We start from the raw sequence: 18,270 nt of genomic DNA, 5'->3' as shown, positions 1-18,270 counted from the left end.
ACTTCGCCGCCCCGGGTCGGGGTCGGGCCGGTGATTGTTTGACGCAGGTCACATGTGCGGCCGTGGCGATCTCCGCCATGCTGGGCGGACACGACACCGCAACGGAGGGGATCCGACCCAATGGCCGACACCGTGCTCTACGAGGTGACCGACGGGCTCGCGACGATCACGATCAATCGTCCCGACGCCATGAACGCCATGAACACCGAGGCGAAGGTCGCCCTGCGGGACGCGGCGCGGGAGGCCTCGGCGGACCCCGCCGTACGGGCCGTCCTGCTCACCGCGACGGGCCGGGCCTTCTGCGTGGGCCAGGACCTCAAGGAGCACGTGGCGCTGCTGGCGGCCGACCGGGAGGCGGGCACCGGCTCCACCATGAGCACGGTCCGCGAGCACTACAACCCGATCCTGAAGGCGCTCACCGAGATGCCGAAGCCCGTCGTGGCCGGGGTCAACGGCGTCGCGGCGGGCGCGGGCTTCGGCTTCGCGCTCGCGGCCGACTACCGCGTGGTCGCGGACACGGCGGCCTTCAACACGTCCTTCGCCGGGGTCGCCCTGACCGCCGACTCGGGCGTCTCCTGGACGCTGCCCCGCCTGATCGGCCAGTCCCGCGCGGCCGACCTGCTGCTCTTCCCGCGCTCGATCTCCGCGCAGGAGGCGTACGACCTGGGCATCGTGAACAAACTGGTACCGGCCGCCGACCTGGCGGCCGAGGCGGCGGCCGTGGCGCGCGCGCTGGCCGACGGCCCGACACTGGCGTACGCCGCGCTCAAGGAGTCCCTGGCGTACGGCGCCGGGCACTCGCTCGCGGACGCCCTGGAGAAGGAGGACGAACTCCAGACCCGGGCGGGCGCGTCGGAGGACCACGCGATCGCGGTGGCCGCGTTCCTGGCCAAGGAGAAGCCGAAGTACGTGGGCCACTAGGGCCTGTCCGGTGGATCTTGCCTGGGACGCGGGGGTGTGGCACGCCCATCTGCCGCGTTGTCGTCGGTTGCCGACGCTCCGCGTCGCCGCCCTCCTCCGCCTTGCAGCTGCACGCACCACGACCCCGCTCACCAGCACCGAAACCGCACCCGGCACCGCAGGCGGCCAGATCCACCGGACAGGCCCTAGGGCCCGCAGAAGTACCGGCCCGTTGGGCCGTGTGGGTGAAGTCCGGGGTACGCGAGGGCCGCGTACCCCGTCGGCTCGCCTCACGCGCGCGTCACGCGCCTCGGGCGACGCAGTCGGCCAGGTGGTCGTCCACCAGGCCGCACGCCTGCATCAGGGCGTACGCCGTGGTGGGGCCGATGAAGCGCAGGCCGCGCTTCTTCAGCGCCTTGGAGAGCGCCGTGGACTCGTCGGTGACGGCGGGGACGTCCGCGAGGGTGCGGGGGGCCGGGCGGGCGGCGGGGTCGGGGGCGTGGGACCAGATCAGCTCGTCGAGCTCGCCGGGCGCCCAGCCGGCCAGTACGCGCGCGTTGGCGAGGGTCGCCTGGATCTTGGCGCGGTTGCGGATGATCGATTCATCGGTGAGCAGCCGCGCCGCGTCCGCGTCCGTGAAGGCCGCGACTTCCGCGATCCTGAAACCGGCGAACGCGCGGCGGAACCCCTCGCGGCGGCGCAGGATGGTGATCCAGGACAGCCCGGACTGGAACGCCTCCAGGCACAGACGTTCGTAGAGGGCGTCGTCGCCGTGGACCGGCCGGCCCCACTCGGTGTCGTGGTACACGACGTAGTCCTGGGTGGACAGGCCCCACGGGCAGCGCAGCCGGCCGTCCGGGCCGGGGATCGCGGAGCTCACTGGTGCGGCTCCTGTTCCGTCGGGGCGGTCGCGGCGGCCAGCGCGGCCGTGAGCTCGGTGATCCGGGCGTCGCGCTCGGCGAGCTCGGCGCCGAGCCGGTTCAGCACGTCGTCGACGTCCGCCATCCGATAGCCGCGGACCGTCATCGGCAGCCGCAGGGCGTCGATGTCCGCGCGCTCCACCGGCCGGCCGGCCGGCAGCGGGTCCACCAGCCGCTCGGGCGCCGCATCGGGCAGTACGGCACTGTCGTCGCCGCCGCCCACCACCGCCAGGGTGACCGCGGCGACCACCACGACCAACGCGATCAGCAAGAACCAGAACACGCGCGAAGCCTCTCCCCGGCAGCCGGAAACCGTCGGGTCCGATCGTGCCATGCGCGGCCGGGAGTTAAGGTCGCAGGCGACCTATGCGAGGAGGAAACAGCGGATGCTGCGGCTGGGACGGCGCGAGTTCGACGCGCACGAGCCGGTGATCATGGCGATCGTCAACCGGACCCCGGACTCCTTCTACGACCAGGGTGCGACGTTCCGCGACGAGCCCGCGCTCGCCCGCGTGGAGCAGGCGGTGTCAGAGGGTGCTGCCATCATCGACATCGGCGGGGTCAAGGCGGGCCCCGGCGAGGAGGTGACGGCCGAGGAGGAGGCGCGGCGCACGGTCGGCTTCGTGGCCGAGGTGCGGCGGCGGCATCCGGACGTGGTGATCAGCGTCGACACCTGGCGGCACGACGTCGGGGAGGCGGTCTGCGAGGCGGGCGCGGACGTGCTGAACGACGCGTGGGGCGGGGTCGACCCCAAGCTGGCCGAGGTCGCGGCGCGGTACGGGGTGGGGCTCGTGTGTACGCACGCGGGCGGCGTGGAGCCGCGTACGCGGCCGCACCGGATCGCGTACGACGACGTGATGGCGGACATTCTGCGGGTCACCCTGGGGCTCGCCGAGCGGGCCGTCGCGCTCGGCGTGCGGCGGGACGGGATCATGATCGATCCCGGTCATGACTTCGGGAAGAACACACGGCACAGCCTGGAGGCGACGCGACGCCTTGAGGAGATGACGGCGACGGGGTGGCCTGTTCTCGTCTCGCTCTCCAACAAGGACTTCGTCGGCGAGACGCTGGACCGGCCGGTCAAGGAGCGGGTGATCGGGACGCTGGCGACGACGGCGGTGTCGGCGTGGCTGGGGGCGCAGGTGTACCGGGTGCACGAGGTCGCCGAGACGCGCCAGGTGCTGGACATGGTGGCGGCGATCGCTGGGCACCGGGCGCCGGCTGTTGCGCGGCGGGGCTTGGCATAAGGGGCTTTGCCCCCACCCCGCCCCTTCCCGAAACCCTGCTGGGAGCCGACGTTCGGCTGACCGCCGGTGGGGGCGACCAGCCCAGCACGGTCCGCGGCCGACTACCGCCCGACTTCCTTCGTCACCAATGCCACCGCCTCCTCCACGCTGTCCGTGACGTGGAAGAGGAGGAGGTCGCGTTCGGAGGCCTTGCCGCCGGCGACCACCGTGTCGCGGAGCCAGTCGATCAGGCCCGACCAGTACGCCGAGCCGAACAGGACGATCGGGAAGCGGGTCACCTTGCCGGTCTGGACGAGGGTGAGCGCCTCGAAGAGCTCGTCCAGGGTGCCCAGGCCGCCGGGCAGGACGACGAAGCCCTGCGCGTACTTCACGAACATCGTCTTGCGGACGAAGAAGTAGCGGAAGTTGACGCCGATGTCGACGTGCGGGTTGAGCCCCTGCTCGAAGGGGAGCTCGATGCCGAGGCCGACCGAGACGCCCCTCGCCTCGCGCGCGCCCCGGTTCGCCGCCTCCATCGCGCCCGGCCCGCCGCCCGTGATCACCGCGAAGCCCGCGTCGACCAGCGCGTGCCCGATCCGCACGCCCGCCTCGTACTCCGGTGAGCCCACCGGCGTACGGGCGGAGCCGAAGACGCTGATGGCGCTGGGCAGTTCGGCGAGCGCGCCGAAGCCTTCCACGAACTCCGACTGGATGCGCATCACCCGCCAGGGATCGGTGTGCACCCACTCCGAGTCGCCGCCCTCGGTGTCGAGCAGGCGCTGATCGGTGGTGCCGGGCTTGACCTGGTCGCGTCGGCGGAGCACCGGTCCGAGCCGCTGCTCCAGCCGCTGTTCCGCCGGAAACTCTCCCTCGGGGTTGGCCATGCCGTGCTCCCTCCGCTGACGTCGTTGCATCGTGCAATGGTGCGTAACGCGATGGTGCGGTCGTGCGTGGTGCCTATGGTGCTCCCGCCAGCGTAGGACGACCTACGTGACGGTATGTGACGAATAGGGGAATTCAGGCAGTCAGCCAGGCGTGCAGACGTTCCTCGCACTGGGTGATGCGCTCCACGACCACGTGCTCGTCCCGCTTGTGCGCGTACTGGGGGTCGCCCGGGCCGTAGTTGACGGCGGGGACGCCGAGCGCGCTGAAGCGGGCCACGTCGGTCCAGCCGAACTTGGGTTGCGGGGTGCCACCGACCGCCGCCATGAAGGCCGCGGCGGCCGGGTGCGAGAGCCCCGGCAGGGCCGCGCCCGAGTGGTCGTCGACGATGAACTCGGCGACGCCGCAGTCCGCGAAGACCTCGCGTACGTGCGCGATCGCCTCCTCGCCGCTGAGGTCGGGGGCGTAGCGGTAGTTGACGGCGACCGTGCAGGCGTCGGGGATGACGTTGTTGGCGACGCCGCCCTCGATCCGTACCGCGTTCAGACCCTCGCGGTACTCCAGGCCGTCGATCACCGGGCGGCGCGGCTCGTACGCGGCGAGCCTGGCCAGGATCGGGGCGGCCGCGTGGATGGCGTTGGACCCCATCCAGCTGCGCGCGGAGTGGGACCGCTCGCCCTCCGTGCGCAGCAGGACCCGCAGGGTGCCCTGGCAGCCGCCCTCGACCTCGGCCACGGAGGACTCCAGGAGGATCGCGAAGTCGCCCTCGATCCAGTCGGGGTGTGCGTCGGCCACATGCCCGAGACCGTTGAGGTGTGCGGCGACCTCTTCGTTGTCGTAGAAGACGAAGGTCAGGTCGCGGTTGGGCTCGGGGACGGTCGCCGCGATGCGCAGCTGCACCGCCACACCGGACTTCATGTCCGAGGTGCCGCAGCCCCACAGCACGCCGTTCTCGTCGAGCCGCGACGGCACGTTGTCGGCGATCGGGACGGTGTCGATGTGCCCGGCCAGGATGACCCGTTCGGCCCGGCCCAGATGCGTCCGCGCGACGACGTTGTTGCCGTAGCGGTCCACGGTGAGGTGCGGCAGCGTCCGCAGGGCCGCCTCGATCGCGTCCGCGAGCGGCTTCTCCGTCCCGCTCACCGACGGGAAGTCGACGAGCCACGCGGTGAGCGCGGGGCCGTCAAGGGTCAGGTCAAGGGAGGTGTCAGCCATGGCTCCGACCCTAGCGCGCCCCCACCCGGCCCCGGCCGAAGTGTCCGAAGCGCGAGCACGGCCGACGGCCGAGCCGCCCGAAGTGCGAGCACTGCCACCGTCCGATGCACCCCACGGCCGCGCACCGCCGACGGGCCGGAGCGTCCGGAGTGCGGGACCCTGCCCCTGGGGCAGGTAAAGGCCCCGCACCGCCCCCGGGCTCCCGCCCCGGCCTCCAGTACGGTGGTCCCGTGTCCCACCCCGCCACTCACCCCCGACCCGCCCGGCGCGGCCGCCTCCTGCGTATCACGGCCGCGGCCGCCGTTCTGCTCGCCGTCGCCGGATACCTGGTGGCGCAGTACGTGAGCGGGGGTCCCGGGGCACCGAGATGCACGGTCGGGTCCGGAGACGGGGACACCTACCGGCTCAGCCCCGAGCAGGCCGAGAACGCGGCGACGATCTCCGCGGTCGGCACCTCGCGCGGGATGCCCGAGCGCGCGGTGACGATCGCGCTCGCCACCGCGCTCCAGGAGTCCGGGCTGCGCAACATCACGCGCGGCGACCGCGACTCGGTGGGCCTCTTCCAGCAGCGCCCCTCGCAGGGCTGGGGCACCGTGGATCAGATCATGGACCCGGTCTACGCGGCCGGGAAGTTCTACCAGCGCCTGGCCGAGGTCCCCGGCTACTCGCGGCTGCCGCTGACCGTCGCCGCGCAGAAGGTGCAGCGCAGCGGCTTCCCGCAGGCGTACGCGAAGCACGAGCCGGACGCCACGCTGCTCACCGCCGCGCTCACCGGCCGTTCGCCCGCCTCGCTGACCTGCACGGTCGCCAAGGACGCGCACCCGGGCGACCCGGCGAAGGTGCGCGCCGAGCTCACCCGCGCGTTCGGCGCGGGCGTGGCCCCCGACAAGGGCGACGGCCGCGAGGTGACCGTCCCGGTGCACTCGCCCGCCCGGGCCGGTGCCAACGCCGACGGCGGCGCGGAGCAGCGCGGCTGGGCGCTCGCGCACTGGGCGGTCGCCCACGCGGCGACCCTGCGGGTCGAGCAGGTCGCGTACGCCGGGCACACCTGGAACGTGTCCGGCTCGCACAAGGGCTGGCGCACCGACGCGGGCGCGGCCACGGACACCGCCGCGGCCTCCGGCGACCCGGCGCCGTCCGGCGCCTTCGGCCAGGTCCGCATCACGCTCGCCGGATAGCGCTCACCGGATGACGCTCACCGCATAGCGCTCCGCGGCAGCGCGAATGCGCTTTTCACCCATTCGGCCGCCCATTCGGTCGGCCACTCGCACGGGGCACCCGCACCCTTCGCCGTACACCGTTTCGTACACCCACCCCCGCGCCCGCGCGAAGAATCGTCAATTCCCTTGGAAACAAAGGAATGTGACGGCATCTCAACTCATCCCCCGCCGGTTCGTTTGCCCGTTTTTATCCGAACCCGATAATGCGACGCATTGCGAACTCTTTACCTGGGATCACCGCAACCTCCGCCGCCCTTGGACCGGTTGTCACTGCGTCCGAACGCCGGACAGATCAGAACAGTCCCTGTCTGAAGGAGCACCATGTCCCTCCCCCTGACCCGTCGGATCGCCCGTGTCGCGCTGCTCATCGCGGCGGGCGCAGCGCCCGTGGTCGGTGCGGCCGGCTCCGCAAGCGCCGCCGGTCTCCCGGAGACCCCGAACCTGAGCGGCCTGAGCGCGGTCGACGGCGCCCACCTCGGCGACGCCGTCGACGGCGTCGCGCAGAAGGCCACCAACCTGGCGGGCGACACCGGCAGCGCCGCGGTCAAGAAGGCGGTCCCGGCCGCGGGCAAGACCGTCGGCAAGGCGGGCAAGACGGCGACCCCGGCCGCGCAGAAGGCGGCGGGCGACGCGGCGGGCAGCGCGGGCGACCTCCTCGGCCAGACCGCCAAGTCGGCCTCCCTGGACGGCCTGCCGGTCGGCGGCCAGCTGCCGACGGGCGGGCTGCCGTCCGCCGACTCCCTGCCGCTCAAGGGCCTGCCCGTCGGCTGACCGCGCACCCCGCCGCACAGGCCGAAGGGGCCCCGGGATCCTGTCCCCGGGGCCCCTTCTCGTACGTACGGGACGTGACCGGTCCTACGAAGGCTTGCGCGGGCCTACGCGGGCGTGTGCTCGCCCAGGCGCTTCACGGCCGCCTCGACGCGCTCGTCCGTCGCCGTGAAGGCCACCCGCACGAACCGCTCGCCCGCCGCGCCGTAGAAGTCGCCGGGGGCGACCAGGATGCCGAGTTCGGCGAGGTGCGCCACCGTCTCCCAGCAGCCCTCGTCGCGGGTCGCCCAGAGGTAGAGGCTGGCCTCGCTGTGCTCGATCCGGAAGCCGTGCTTGACCAGCGCGTCGCGCAGGGCGGCCCGGCGGGCGGCGTAGCGCGCCCGCTGCTCCTGGACGTGCGCGTCGTCGCCGAGCGCCGCCACCGTCGCCGCCTGCACGGGCGCGGCCGTCATCATGCCGCCGTGCTTGCGGATCTGCAGCAGCTCGCCGAGCACGGCCTCGTCGCCCGCGATGAACGCGGCGCGGTAGCCCGCCAGGTTGGACCGCTTGGAGAGCGAGTGGACGGCGACGATGCCCTCGTACGTACCGCCGCAGACGTCCGGGTGCAGCACCGAGACGGGCTCGGCCTCCCAGCCCAGCTCCAGGTAGCACTCGTCCGAGAAGACCAGGACGCCGTGCTCGCGCGCCCAGGCGACGATCCTGACCAGCTCGTCCTTGGCGAGGACCTTGCCGGTCGGGTTGGACGGCGAGTTCAGCCAGAGCAGCTTGAGACCGGCCGGGTCGAGCTCGGTCGGGTCGTCGTAGACGAGGGCCTGGGCGCCGCAGAGCCGGGCGCCCACCTCGTACGTGGGGTACGCGAGCCGCGGGTAGGCGACCTTGTCGCCCGCGCCGAGGCCGAGCTGGGTCGGCAGCCAGGCCACCAGCTCCTTGGAGCCGACCACCGGCAGCACGTTGCGGTGGCCGACGCCGACCGCGCCGAGCCGCCGCCCGACCCATCCAGTGAGCGCGTCGCGCAGCTCGGTGGTGCCCCACACCGTCGGATAGCCGGGCGAGTCCGCGGCCGCGACCAGCGCGTCCTGGATCAGCGCCGGGACCGGGTCGACCGGCGTGCCCACGGAGAGGTCCACGATGCCGTCCGGGTGCGCCCCGGCCGTCGCCTTGTACGGCTCCAGCTTGTCCCAGGGGAAGACGGGCAGACGTGCGGAGACTGCGCCCACGGAGGTGCTCACTTTCTCGTACCGGTTCCGTGCGGAGGAAACGCCCCGGTCCCGCAGGGCGCTGGGCGCCGTACGGGACCGGGGGGACACTCGGTGTCGGTGTCAGTGCTCGCTGTCGGCGTTGATGTCGGCGGGCAGAGCGGCGATGAAGGGGTGGTCGCGCTCGATGAGGCCGAGCTTGGAGGCACCACCGGGCGAACCGAGCTCGTCGAAGAACTCGACGTTCGCCTTGTAGTAGTCCTTCCACTCCTCCGGGGTGTCATCCTCGTAGAAGATGGCCTCGACCGGGCAGACCGGCTCACAGGCACCACAGTCGACACATTCGTCCGGGTGGATGTAGAGGGACCGCTGGCCCTCATAGATGCAGTCGACCGGGCACTCTTCGATGCATGCCTTGTCCTTAAGGTCGACACAAGGCTCCGCAATGACGTAGGTCACGCTGTCGTTCCTCCTCGATAGGGCGCGGCGGGCCGGTCTGGCGGCTCCGTCCACGTGGCGCGCGGGAGCGCGGCGTCGTCGATGCCCACACCTAGTATCTCCGTTCCGGGGCGCGATCCGAACAGGAGGGGCGAAGAGAGCTGTGGAGTTCACCACCGGCGGACGGTTGATCGTCCGCATCACGCCTGAAGATCAGGGCAAACGGGTATCAGTCAGGCACCTCGCGACGACCGGCGAGCGGGGCGAGAAGTTCACCGACACGATCGGCGTTCTCACATCGTGGGATGCCGGGGTGCTGTCGATCACACGCAGGACCGGCGAGACGGTCCGCATCCCGGAGCGCGAGATGGTCGCGGGCAAGGTCGTCCCGGCCGAACCCGCGAGGCGCCGCGGCCCGGCCGCCACCTTCCGGGAGTTGTCGCTGGTCAGCGCGCGCTCCTGGCAGCCGGTGGAGAGCGAGCCGCTGGGCGAGTGGACGCTGCGGGCGGCCGGCGGATTCACCCGCCGGGCCAATTCGGCGCTCCCCCTCGGCGACCCGGGCCGACCGCTCGCGGACGCTCTGGCGTACGTGCGGGAGTGGTACGCGGCGCGCGGACTTCCCACGTACGTGCAAACGGCGACGGGTGCCGAGGGGACGCAGGAACAGCTGTGTGTCGATCTTGAACAGGATGGGTGGATTCGCGAAGTAAGCGCCCAACTGCGGATCGCCGCACTTGCCCCGATCGGGGACGTCGACGCGGACGTCTCGGGGGTCGAGCTGTCCCGCACCATCGGCCCCGACTGGCTCAGCCGCTACCAGCGCACGGGCACGCCGGGCCCGCACGTCCTGAAGGTGCTGGAGAGCGGCCCGTCGACGTGGTTCGCGGCGGTCGCCGGGGACGAGGGGGACGCGCCCGCCGCGATCGGCCGGTGCGTGGTCGACGGCCGCTGGGCGGGGTTCATGGCGGTCGAGGTGGACCCGGCGCGGCGCCGCCGGGGCCTGGCGACGGCCGTGATGACCGCACTGGCCCGCCAGGCCCTGTCGGAGGGGGCGTCGGCGGCGTGGCTCCAGGTCGAGGCGGACAATGAAGGGGCGGCGGCGCTGTACGACGCGCTCGGCTTCGCGACGCATCACCACTATCACCACTTCAGGCATCCGTCGGGTTGACGGACCTCCGAAGGGACCTCCGAAGGAACCCTCGACGGGATCCTTGAAGGGATCCCCGAACGGAACCGGAATCTCCGGTACCACTGACACCACCGGCCCCCCGGAAACCGGTCCGACCGGAACCGGGGCACCACACTTCCGATCTCACTGAACGGGTACGAGGCGGATATGGACCCCGAAAGCCCCGGCGCGGACGACTGGCGGGAGCAGTTCACCGAGGAGGCCCGCTGCGAGCGGCCCGACCTCGCCACGCTGTGCCTGCTGATCGGCGCGGTGGCCGACCCCGGGCTCGGCCAAGGCGGCCTGGACGCCGCCCAGGTGGAGCTGGACCGGCTGGCGGGCCTGCTCCCGTACGGGGTCGGCGACGCCCGCTCGTGGGCCGAGGCGCTGGCGGAACTGCTCGGCGGCGCCTGTGACTTCCGGGGCACCCCGGCGGAGTACCAGCGCCTGGAGTCGTCGCTGCTACCCCAGGTGCTGCGGCGCCGCCGGGGCCTGCCGATCCTGCTCTCGGTGATCTGGATCGAGGTGGCCCGCAGGGCGGGGGCCCCGGTGTACGGGGTGGCTCTGCCGGGCCACTTCGTGGTCGGGTTCGGGGCAGCGCAGGACCGGGTCCTGGCGGATCCGTTCAACGGGGGCCGCCCGCTGACCGGCGCGGACGCGGAGCTGCTCGTCGCCGGGGCCACCGGCGCCCCGCTCGACCCGTCGATGCTCACCCCGGCCGACCCGCTCGCGATCGTGCTGCGCATCCTCAACAACATCCGGGCCTGGGCGGCGGCCCGCCCGGAGCAGAGCGCCGTGGCCCTGTGGGCGCTCGACCTCAGCCTGCTGCTGCCCACCCACCCGGCCCGGCTGCGCTACGACCGGGCCCAGCTCCTGGTCCAGCGCGGCGACTTCCTGGCCGGAGCGGCCGAACTGGACCTGTACGCGGACGTCCTGGAGCCGGTGGAGCCCCGTACCGCCGAGACGATCCGGGGACGGGCCCGGGCGGCCCGGGCGATGCTCAACTGAGGCCGGATCGCGCGAAAGGCGGCTACAGCCAGCCCTTCTCCCGCGCGATCCCCACCGCCTCCGCCCGGTTGCGGGCCGCGAGCTTCTGGATGGCCATCGAGAGGTAGTTGCGGACCGTGCCCTGGGAGAGGGACAGGGTGCGGGCGAGCTCGGCGTTGGTGGCGCCGTTCGCCGCCGCGCGCAGGACATCGCGCTCGCGGTCGGTGAGCGGGTTGGCGCCCTCCGCCAGCGCTGCCGCCGCCAGGGTCGGGTCGATGACCCGCTCCCCCGCGAGCACCTTGCGCACCGCGGCCGCGAGTTGGGCCGCCGGGGCGTCCTTGACCAGGAAGGCGTCCGCGCCCGACTCCATCGCGCTGCGCAGATACCCGGGGCGGCCGAAGGTCGTCAGGATCACGATCTTCAGGGCCGGGAACTCGCGGTGCAGGGCGGCGGCCGCCTCGATGCCCGTACAGCCCGGCATCTCGATGTCCAGGAGCGCCACGTCGATCTCGTGCGCCCGGGCGGCCGGCAGCACCTCGTCGCCGCGCGCGGCCTGGGCCACGACTTCGAAGTCCGGCTCCAGGCCGAGCAGCGCAGCGAGGGCCTCGCGGACCATGGACTGGTCTTCGGCCAGCAGGAGTCGGATCATGAACCGAATTTTAGAGGGCTGGCGGGGACGCTCCGTGACCGGTGGCCGGGGCCTCGGCCAGCGGGATCCGCGCGATCAGCGTGAACCCCTTGGCGGACGCCGCCTCCACGGTGCCGCCCGCCTTGGCCAGCCGTTCCGCCAGGCCCGTCAGGCCGTTGCCGGGGACGGGGGCGCCCGGGCCGCCCCGGCCGTCGTCCGCGATGCGCAGCTCGACGAAGCGGCCGTCCAGCGTCTGGCGCACGTCGAGGGTGATCGCGCACTTCTTCGCGCCGCTGTGGCGCACCACGTTGGTGGTCGCCTCGCGGACCACCCAGGCGAGCGCCTCCTCCGCGCCCTCGGGCGCCTCCTCGGGCAGCTCGGCGGTGGCGGGCAGATCGGCTGTCACCCCGGCCGCCGTCAACGCGGTGCGCGCGCCCGCCAGTTCACCGGCGAGCGTCGCCCTGCGGTAGCCGGACACCGCTTCCCGTACGTCCACCAGGGCCTGGCGGCTGACCTGTTCGATGTCGGCGACCTGCTGGGCCGCCTGGTCGGGGTGGGCCGGGAGCATCCGGCCGGCCAGCTCGCTCTTGAGCGTGATCAGGGAGAGCGAGTGGCCGAGCAGATCGTGCAGATCGCGGGCGAGGCGCAGCCGCTCCTCGTTGGCGGCCAGCTGCGCCACCGTGGCCCGCGCCTCGCGCAGCTCCACGGTGGTACGGACGAGTTGGCGCACGCCGCTCATGGCGAAGCCGCCGAGCAGGGCCGGGATCGCCAGGCCCGGTACGAAGTCGCCCCAGGCGCCCTTCGTGGTCAGGCCGAGCAGGGCCATGACGCCGGTCACGGCGGGAATCGCCCACTTGGCGACCGGCAGCGGCAGCACCGCCCCGCAGCCGACCGACACGTACACGAAGAGCACCAGCCAGGGCGCGTCCAGGGTCAGCGAGGTGAGGGTCGCGATGCCGGCCAGGAAGGCCAGGATCGAGGCGGTCGTGGAGCGGGCGTAGGGGCGGGCGGTGTGGCGGAAGACCAGGGCGAGGTAGACCGCTACGAACGCGACCAGGGCGAGCCAGCCGAGCACGGTCGCCCCCACCGTGTGCTCGCCCTTGAGCAGGTCGGAGACGGGGGCGCCGAGGAACGCCAGCCAGATGCCGATCCACACCAGCTTGCGCCCCGCCTCCCGGCGGTTCTCCGGCGGACGGCCGATCGCGGTCATGGGCTTGGGGGCTTCCGTCACGCTGGTCACGCCTTCAGGGTGTCCTTCCGGTACAGCCAGGCCGCGCCGCCCGCGAAGAGCAGGAAGTAGACGGCGAGGACGGCCACGTCCTTGGTGTGCGGGGCGCTGCCCGCCTCGATGGCCTGCCCGAGCGCAGCGTACGCGTGCGTGGGCAGCCACTTGGCGAGCGACTGGAGCCAGGGCGCGAACGTCGTCGTGGGCATCCACAGGCCGCCCAGGATGGAGAGGCCGAAGTAGATGATCATCGTGATCGGGCGGACCGCGTCACCGCTGGCGAGGTAGCCGATGGCCACCCCGAGCGCCGCGAAGACGAGCGAGCCCGCCCAGATGGAGCCGGTCAGCGCCAGCCACTGCCAGGCGTCGAACCGTACGTCCTTGACCGTGGCCGCCACCAGGAAGACCACCACGATGCAGGGCAGCGTGACCACGGCGGCGCTCGCGATCTTCGCCAGGACGTAGCCGCGGCCGGGCAGCGCGGTCAGCCGCAGCTGGCGCACCCAGCCCTTCTCGCGCTCCTTGGCGATCTTCTCGCTGTTGCCCATCAGCACGGCGGTGATCGCGCCGAACGACGCCATCGAGACCATGAAGAAGGCGGGGAAGGTCAGGTCGGTGCCGCCGATCCTGTCCGTGGTGTTCTGCGAGCCGGAGATCAGCAGATAGAGCGCGGAGGGGTAGATCACCGAGAAGAACATGAACTTCTTGTTCCGCAGGGTGCGGGCGATTTCGAGCTTGATGAGCGTGTTCATGCGGTCCTGGCCTCCTCGGCCTCGGTGATGGCGACGAAGGCCTGCTCCAGGCCGAGCCCGGCGACTTCGAGGTTGCGCGGGTACAGGCCGAGCCCGTAGACCGCGTGGACGGTGGCGTCGGCGTCGGTCGACTGGAGGCGGACCGTGCGGCCCGAGATGTCCAGGCCCGCCAGGAACGGCAGCCCGCGCAGGGCCGCCTCGTCGATCGCGCCCTCCAGGTCGAAGGCGATCCGGCGGGCGCCGGCCTTCGCCTTGATCTCGGAGGCGGTGCCGTCGGCGAGGAGGCGGCCCTTGTGGAGCACCAGGACGCGGTCGGCGATCGCGTCCGCCTCCTCCAGGTAGTGGGTGGCGAACAGGACCGTACGGCCCTGCTGCGCCTGCTCGCGCATCGTCGCCCAGAACGCCTGGCGGGCGGTGACGTCCATGCCCGTGGTCGGCTCGTCCAGGACGATCAGGTCGTTGGCTCCGGCCGTCGCGAGCGCGAAGCGCACACGCTGCTCCTGGCCGCCGGAGAGCTTGTTGACCATGCGGTCGGCGATCTGCGTGATGCCCGCGCGGTCCAGCACCTCCTGGACCGGGTACGGGCGCGGGTGCAGATCGCAGGCGAGCTTGACCAGCTCGCGGACCTTGACCTCCTCCATCAGGCCGCCGCTCTGGAGCATCGCGCCGACCCGGCCGTCCTGGATGGCCTGCTCGGGGCTGGTGCCGAAGAGCTGGACCGTACCGGCGTCGGCGCGGCGCAGCCCGAGGAGCAGGTCGAGCGTCGAGGACTTGCCCGCGCCGTTCGGCCCGAGCAGCGCGACCGTCTCGCCGGGGTGGAGGGTGAGCGAGAGGTCCGCGACGGCGCGGACGTCCCCGTAGCTCTTGCTCACGTTCTCGAAGCTCACCACGGAGGTGGCGGTGGAGGTCGTCGTTGTGGTCATGACCCAAGGTTCGCCCGTGGGCCCCGGCCCGGGGCAGTGCCGGGTGTCGTGACTCCTGGATGACAGATGTCATGCGTACGGCGTGACACGGCCCCCGCACGCGTCGGGCGTACGGGGGCCGGGTCCGACCACGGTCGGCCGGAGGGCGGGTCAGCTCGCGTTCAGGTCGATCGTCACGGTGCGCTGCGCGGGGGTCTTGCCGCGCAGGGCGCTCTGCATCGCCTTGGCCACGTCGTCCGCGGACAGCGGGTGCTTCTGGCCGTCACCCTTCATGATCATCACGCCGTTGAAGGCGCTGCCCATGAGCTGGTCGATCGCCTTCTTGTCGTAGACCTCGACCAGCTTGCCGTTGATCGCCTTCATCGAAAGGATCTTCGGGAGCGACTTCACCGGGCCGAAGACGATCTGCTTGCCGCCGGCCTTGATGGTGATCTTGTCGGACATGGCGGGCTTGGCGAAGTCGTTCATCGCCCGCTCGATCTCAGCCGCCGTGATGGTCGGCTGGCGGCTGGTGACCGGCAGCTGCACGTCCTTGGGCGTGCCCGTCTCCACCTGCGCCCGGTAGGCGTCCTTGACCGAGTTCATCGAGCGGTTGACGTCGAGCGTCTTGCCCGCCTTGCCGGGTACGGCCTCGGCCTTGCCCGGGAGGAACTTGACCGTGCCCTCGACGGCGGAGCCGGAGGCGCCCGCGAGGTCGGTCAGGGCGACGCCCAGCTTCTCCTCGTCGACCGGGATGACCGGCTCGGCGGCCCGCTTGCCGCCGAACAGCGAGGAGATGACCGAGACCGGGTTGTAGTCGCTGCCCGCCGCGTTGCGGACGGTCGCCTGGCTGTCCAGGGTCAGACCCGCCTTGTCCGGGGCGAGCGTCTCCTTCTTGCCGTCGACGGTGAGCCGCAGCGGCTGGACCGCGCGCTTGCCGAGCGTGGCGTCCAGCTTGGCGACGGCCTGCTCCTTGCTGCCGCCGCCGATGTCGACGCCGAGGACCGTGGTGCCCTTGGGGACCTCGGAGTGGTTGAGCAGCAGGCCCGCGCAGTACGCGACACCGGCCGCGCCGACGACCGCGACGCCGAGCAGGACCAGCTTGGAGCGGCCCTTCTTCTTGGCGGGCGCGGGCGCGCTCGTACGGGCCGGGGGCTTCGGGGCGTCCTGCGCCTGCGCGCTCTCCGAGTCCGGGATGCGCGGCGTGAGGTCGGGCCCCGCGCCGGGACCGCCCGGGAACGCGGCCCGGTTGTCGCCCGGTACGACCGGGATCCCGCTGGTCAGCGTGTCACCGGAGACATGCTCGGCCGGCGGGGGCGAGGGCGGGGTCGCTCCCGCGTGCCCCCATACCGGGGCCGGGGGCTGCGGGGTCAGGATCGCGGTGTCGTCGGACATCCGGGGCGCCGACGGCGTCACGGGGCCGGGCCGCACACCCTGGCCGCCCCGGACCGGGGCGCCGTGGCCCGGCGTACCGGCCTCGTTGCCGAAGACCGGCGTGCCGTGGCTGGGCGTGCCGCCCGGGCCCTCACCGCCGAAGACCGGCGTGCCGTGGCTCGGGGTGCTCGCGGGGCCCTGTGAGGCGGCGAGGCCCTGGCCGCCGAGCCGCTGCTGGCCCTTGCGGCTGTCGAGCGGGCGGGTGGGCAGCGCGGCGGTGCCGGTGACCGGGCCGGTGGTGGGCCCGGCGGGGTGGCCGTCGGCCGAGAACCCGGACGAGGCGGAACCACCGCCGCCGTTGGGCGAGCCGCCGTTCCCGGCTGCGAAGCCCTGGCCGTTCGCGGAGCCCGCGCCGGGGGCGAAGCCGCTCCCGTCGGTGCCACCGCCCTGCGGCCGCGCGAAGGCGCCCGTCGTGGAGCCGTCGCCCTGCGCGGCGTCCGAGAAGTACGGGAGGTTCGAGCGCGGGGTGCCGGACGGCGGGGTCGCCGTGGGGGCGCCGGGGCCCGACTTGCGGGGCGCGAACCAGTCGCTGGCCGGCTTGTCGTCGGACCCGGGCGCGGCGTGCGTGCCGGTCTCCTCCGCGTCCGCGCCGCTCCGCTCGCGCTCGCCCTCGGCGGCGGACGCGGCCGACGCCTTGTCCGCGTCGCTCACCGGCGTACGCATCACCACCGGCGGAATCGGCCGGGATCCGGGGATGTTGATCCGGATCCGGGTCGTCAGCGTGGTCTCGGTCTTGGGTTCGTCCGGCTCGGCGACGGCGGCTTCCGGGGCGTCGTGCGCCGGAGAGTGCGGCGTTCCGTACGGCGGGGTACCCGACGGGTACGCAGCTCCGCCGCGCCCCTGGGGGCCGGAGGTCGAACTGTCAGTTTCACGACTCAAGGCAGGTTCTCTCCCGATCGGCTCCGCCACCCGCTCTTGTCTCGTGTGCCTGTGTGCGGGCGGCTCGGCGGCGCGCACCACCATACTGGCCGCCGCGCGCACGCACCGGTCGGCCCGGGGAAGCGGGACGCCACACCCACTACTGCGCCAGGGCGCCCGCGCACGTCACTTGCCAAGTCGGGGCGAATCACCGGCCGGTTGTACGAGATTGCCGATCGTGGCACAGATCACAGCCGAGGCCATCCCGCCGAGCAGGAAGATGTACGAGCCGAGGCCCGCGCCGAACACGAAGTCGCCCTCGGGCCGGGTGGCCGTCAGAAACAGCACCGCCACCAGCCAGCCGGCGCCCGGAGCCGCGACCCCGACCCGGCTGTTCATCAGGGACGAACCCACCCAGAACAGTCCGGCCGCGCCCGCCAGCGAGAGCAGCAACCCACCGGGGAACCAGGCGGCTTGGACCAGCGCGCCCGCGACCCCGGTCAGCGCGCCCAGGACGAACAGCACGAGGAAGGCGGCGATCCGCCCGGGGCGGGCGCCCGCCGTACGGGGGTTGACGTCGACGGGCGAGGTACGCGGTTTCGTGCTCACGACAGCTCCAGCCCGGCGAACAGGTCGTGCTCGCGCTCACCCGCCGGCGCCCCGGACTCGCCGCGCACCAACTCGTAGTACTCCTTGGCGAAGAGCGGCTGGCCGAGGTCGTTGGAGAGGGCGAAGAAGGGGCCGTCCACGGCGATCTGGGTGAGGTGCGCGCGCATCGCGGCGGCCTTGGCCGCCGCGTACGGAGTGCCGTCGATCTCGGCGGTGATCCGCTCGTCCTCGACGACGCCCGGGATGTCGGACACTTCGGCGATCCCGGGGAAGGAGACGCCGGAGGCGCGCAGCCGCGCGAAGCCCTCCTCGGCGGCGGACCTCGGCACCCGGTTCCAGTAGACCTTGGCGATGATGTGCGGCTCGCCCAGGTCGGGGCGGTACGCGGCGTCGGCGGCCAGCTCGGCGGCGCGCATCGCGACGCGGTGGGCCTGGATGTGGTCGGGGTGACCGTACCCGCCGTTGTCGTCGTACGTCACCAGGACCTGCGGCCGAACGGTTCGGATCACCTCGACCAGGTACGGGGCCGCGTCGTCCACGTCGGTGTTCCAGAACGCGCCCGCGCGGCGGTTCTGCTCCGCGCCCATCATCCCGGAGTCGCGGAAGCGGCCGGGGCCGCCGAGGAAGCGGTGGTCGGTGACCCCCAGCTCCTTCATCGCGGCCGCCAGTTCGCCGACGCGGTGGGCGCCGAGGCGGTCGTCGCGGTCGGCGGCGAGATGCGCGAGATCCGCCGGGATGACCTCGCCCTCCTCGCCGAGGGTGCAGGTCACCAGCGTGACCAGGGCGCCGTCGGCGGCGTAGGCGGCCATGGTGGCGCCGTTGTTGATCGACTCGTCGTCGGGGTGCGCGTGCACCAGGAGCAGACGCCGGGCGGGGAGATCCGTCATACCCGACAGCCTACGAGGCATGCCGCGCGGCGGCATGCCTCGGATCCCCCGGCCG

General features: G+C 72.7%; 18 protein-coding genes and 1 pseudogene. 6 read left to right on the top strand and 13 right to left on the bottom strand.

What is annotated here, in order from left to right; genetic code table 11:
* Positions 1-120 precede the first annotated feature (120 nt).
* Positions 121-921, top strand: coding sequence for an enoyl-CoA hydratase-related protein (locus ACGFRG_RS26260; RefSeq protein ID WP_361422730.1), 801 nt, complete (start codon positions 121-123; stop codon positions 919-921).
* 280 nt (positions 922-1,201) lie between these two features.
* Here the strand turns inward: ACGFRG_RS26260 and ACGFRG_RS26255 are convergent, their stop codons facing one another.
* Both ACGFRG_RS26255 and ACGFRG_RS26250 read right to left on the bottom strand, forming a co-directional pair.
* On the bottom strand, positions 1,202-1,780 hold the full coding sequence (locus ACGFRG_RS26255) for a DNA-3-methyladenine glycosylase I (RefSeq protein ID WP_393267810.1): 579 nt from the start codon (positions 1,778-1,780) through the stop codon (positions 1,202-1,204).
* Between the two features lie 23 nt (positions 1,781-1,803).
* Positions 1,804-2,154: pseudogene (locus ACGFRG_RS26250) on the bottom strand (DivIVA domain-containing protein); the annotation flags it as partial.
* Positions 2,155-2,206: 52 nt separating this feature from the next.
* Here ACGFRG_RS26250 and folP point away from each other — a divergent pair.
* A complete protein-coding gene (gene folP, locus ACGFRG_RS26245) occupies positions 2,207-3,067 on the top strand; it encodes a dihydropteroate synthase (RefSeq protein WP_393267807.1) in 861 nt (286 codons plus the stop codon).
* A 101-nt stretch (positions 3,068-3,168) separates the two neighbouring features.
* Here folP and ACGFRG_RS26240 read toward each other — a convergent pair whose 3' ends face one another.
* Both ACGFRG_RS26240 and dapE read right to left on the bottom strand, forming a co-directional pair.
* Positions 3,169-3,930 (bottom strand): TIGR00730 family Rossman fold protein, encoded by a 762-nt coding sequence (locus tag ACGFRG_RS26240; protein WP_361422721.1) that lies wholly within the window; start codon positions 3,928-3,930, stop codon positions 3,169-3,171.
* A 133-nt stretch (positions 3,931-4,063) separates the two neighbouring features.
* Positions 4,064-5,143 carry a succinyl-diaminopimelate desuccinylase gene (dapE, locus tag ACGFRG_RS26235; RefSeq protein WP_361422718.1) on the bottom strand — a complete coding sequence of 360 codons (1,080 nt, stop codon included), beginning with the start codon at positions 5,141-5,143 and terminating at the stop codon, positions 4,064-4,066.
* Positions 5,144-5,373: 230 nt separating this feature from the next.
* On the opposite strand from dapE, the gene ACGFRG_RS26230 reads away from it, so the two are divergent.
* The gene (locus ACGFRG_RS26230; protein WP_361422715.1) at positions 5,374-6,321 is read left to right on the top strand and encodes a hypothetical protein; all 948 of its coding nucleotides are present in this window, start codon (positions 5,374-5,376) and stop codon (positions 6,319-6,321) included.
* A gap of 363 nt (positions 6,322-6,684) precedes the next feature.
* Entirely contained in the window at positions 6,685-7,134 is a 450-nt protein-coding gene (locus ACGFRG_RS26225; RefSeq protein WP_361422712.1) for an ATP-binding protein, read from the top strand.
* A gap of 104 nt (positions 7,135-7,238) precedes the next feature.
* Here ACGFRG_RS26225 and ACGFRG_RS26220 read toward each other — a convergent pair whose 3' ends face one another.
* On the bottom strand, positions 7,239-8,348 hold the full coding sequence (locus tag ACGFRG_RS26220; RefSeq protein WP_393267802.1) for a bifunctional succinyldiaminopimelate transaminase/glutamate-prephenate aminotransferase: 1,110 nt from the start codon (positions 8,346-8,348) through the stop codon (positions 7,239-7,241).
* 102 nt (positions 8,349-8,450) lie between these two features.
* Positions 8,451-8,786: a ferredoxin gene (fdxA, locus tag ACGFRG_RS26215; protein ID WP_188276063.1), complete on the bottom strand. Its 336-nt coding sequence runs from the start codon at positions 8,784-8,786 to the stop codon at positions 8,451-8,453.
* Between the two features lie 142 nt (positions 8,787-8,928).
* Between fdxA and ACGFRG_RS26210 the strand changes: the two genes are divergently transcribed.
* Together ACGFRG_RS26210 and ACGFRG_RS26205 are read left to right on the top strand one after the other, a co-directional pair.
* Entirely contained in the window at positions 8,929-9,933 is a 1,005-nt protein-coding gene (locus ACGFRG_RS26210) for a GNAT family N-acetyltransferase (RefSeq protein ID WP_361422706.1), read from the top strand.
* Between the two features lie 168 nt (positions 9,934-10,101).
* Positions 10,102-10,941, top strand: coding sequence for a transglutaminase-like domain-containing protein (locus tag ACGFRG_RS26205; RefSeq protein ID WP_361422704.1), 840 nt, complete (start codon positions 10,102-10,104; stop codon positions 10,939-10,941).
* 22 nt (positions 10,942-10,963) lie between these two features.
* Here ACGFRG_RS26205 and ACGFRG_RS26200 read toward each other — a convergent pair whose 3' ends face one another.
* The 7 genes from ACGFRG_RS26200 to mshB all read right to left on the bottom strand — a co-directional run bounded on the left by ACGFRG_RS26200 (position 10,964) and on the right by mshB (position 18,215).
* A complete protein-coding gene (locus tag ACGFRG_RS26200) occupies positions 10,964-11,569 on the bottom strand; it encodes a response regulator (RefSeq protein ID WP_393267797.1) in 606 nt (201 codons plus the stop codon).
* Between the two features lie 10 nt (positions 11,570-11,579).
* Complete coding sequence (locus tag ACGFRG_RS26195) at positions 11,580-12,758, bottom strand: sensor histidine kinase (protein ID WP_361422860.1); 1,179 nt, start codon at positions 12,756-12,758, stop codon at positions 11,580-11,582.
* A 26-nt stretch (positions 12,759-12,784) separates the two neighbouring features.
* A complete protein-coding gene (locus ACGFRG_RS26190) occupies positions 12,785-13,525 on the bottom strand; it encodes an ABC transporter permease (RefSeq protein ID WP_361422701.1) in 741 nt (246 codons plus the stop codon).
* Complete coding sequence (locus ACGFRG_RS26185) at positions 13,522-14,448, bottom strand: ABC transporter ATP-binding protein (protein ID WP_361422697.1); 927 nt, start codon at positions 14,446-14,448, stop codon at positions 13,522-13,524. Before ACGFRG_RS26185 ends, ACGFRG_RS26190 begins: the two co-directional genes overlap by 4 nt.
* Positions 14,449-14,598: 150 nt before the next feature.
* Positions 14,599-16,740, bottom strand: a complete 2,142-nt coding sequence (locus tag ACGFRG_RS26180) for a hypothetical protein (protein WP_393267793.1) — start codon at positions 16,738-16,740, stop codon at positions 14,599-14,601.
* Between the two features lie 165 nt (positions 16,741-16,905).
* Positions 16,906-17,328 carry a DUF6113 family protein gene (locus ACGFRG_RS26175; RefSeq protein ID WP_361422691.1) on the bottom strand — a complete coding sequence of 141 codons (423 nt, stop codon included), beginning with the start codon at positions 17,326-17,328 and terminating at the stop codon, positions 16,906-16,908.
* Entirely contained in the window at positions 17,325-18,215 is an 891-nt protein-coding gene (gene mshB / locus ACGFRG_RS26170; RefSeq protein ID WP_361422688.1) for an N-acetyl-1-D-myo-inositol-2-amino-2-deoxy-alpha-D-glucopyranoside deacetylase, read from the bottom strand. Before mshB ends, ACGFRG_RS26175 begins: the two co-directional genes overlap by 4 nt.
* Positions 18,216-18,270 lie beyond the last annotated feature (55 nt).

Origin of the sequence: Streptomyces sp. NPDC048696 (assembly GCF_043198895.1) — a bacterium.
GTDB lineage: Bacteria > Actinomycetota > Actinomycetes > Streptomycetales > Streptomycetaceae > Streptomyces.
This window is presented reverse-complemented; position numbering and strand designations above follow the sequence as displayed.

What these genes read in the sequence shown, in the direction of transcription:
- ACGFRG_RS26205 (WP_361422704.1), top strand. Translation starts at nt 10,102, where the DNA reads ATGGACCCCGAAAGCCCCGGCGCGGACGACTGGCGGGAGCAGTTCACC.
- dapE (WP_361422718.1), bottom strand. Translation starts at nt 5,143, where the DNA reads ATGGCTGACACCTCCCTTGACCTGACCCTTGACGGCCCCGCGCTCACC.
- ACGFRG_RS26225 (WP_361422712.1), top strand. Translation starts at nt 6,685, where the DNA reads ATGTCCCTCCCCCTGACCCGTCGGATCGCCCGTGTCGCGCTGCTCATC.
- ACGFRG_RS26260 (WP_361422730.1), top strand. Translation starts at nt 121, where the DNA reads ATGGCCGACACCGTGCTCTACGAGGTGACCGACGGGCTCGCGACGATC.
- ACGFRG_RS26200 (WP_393267797.1), bottom strand. Translation starts at nt 11,569, where the DNA reads ATGATCCGACTCCTGCTGGCCGAAGACCAGTCCATGGTCCGCGAGGCC.
- mshB (WP_361422688.1), bottom strand. Translation starts at nt 18,215, where the DNA reads ATGACGGATCTCCCCGCCCGGCGTCTGCTCCTGGTGCACGCGCACCCC.
- ACGFRG_RS26240 (WP_361422721.1), bottom strand. Translation starts at nt 3,930, where the DNA reads ATGGCCAACCCCGAGGGAGAGTTTCCGGCGGAACAGCGGCTGGAGCAG.
- ACGFRG_RS26185 (WP_361422697.1), bottom strand. Translation starts at nt 14,448, where the DNA reads ATGACCACAACGACGACCTCCACCGCCACCTCCGTGGTGAGCTTCGAG.
- folP (WP_393267807.1), top strand. Translation starts at nt 2,207, where the DNA reads ATGCTGCGGCTGGGACGGCGCGAGTTCGACGCGCACGAGCCGGTGATC.
- ACGFRG_RS26195 (WP_361422860.1), bottom strand. Translation starts at nt 12,758, where the DNA reads ATGACCGCGATCGGCCGTCCGCCGGAGAACCGCCGGGAGGCGGGGCGC.
- ACGFRG_RS26190 (WP_361422701.1), bottom strand. Translation starts at nt 13,525, where the DNA reads ATGAACACGCTCATCAAGCTCGAAATCGCCCGCACCCTGCGGAACAAG.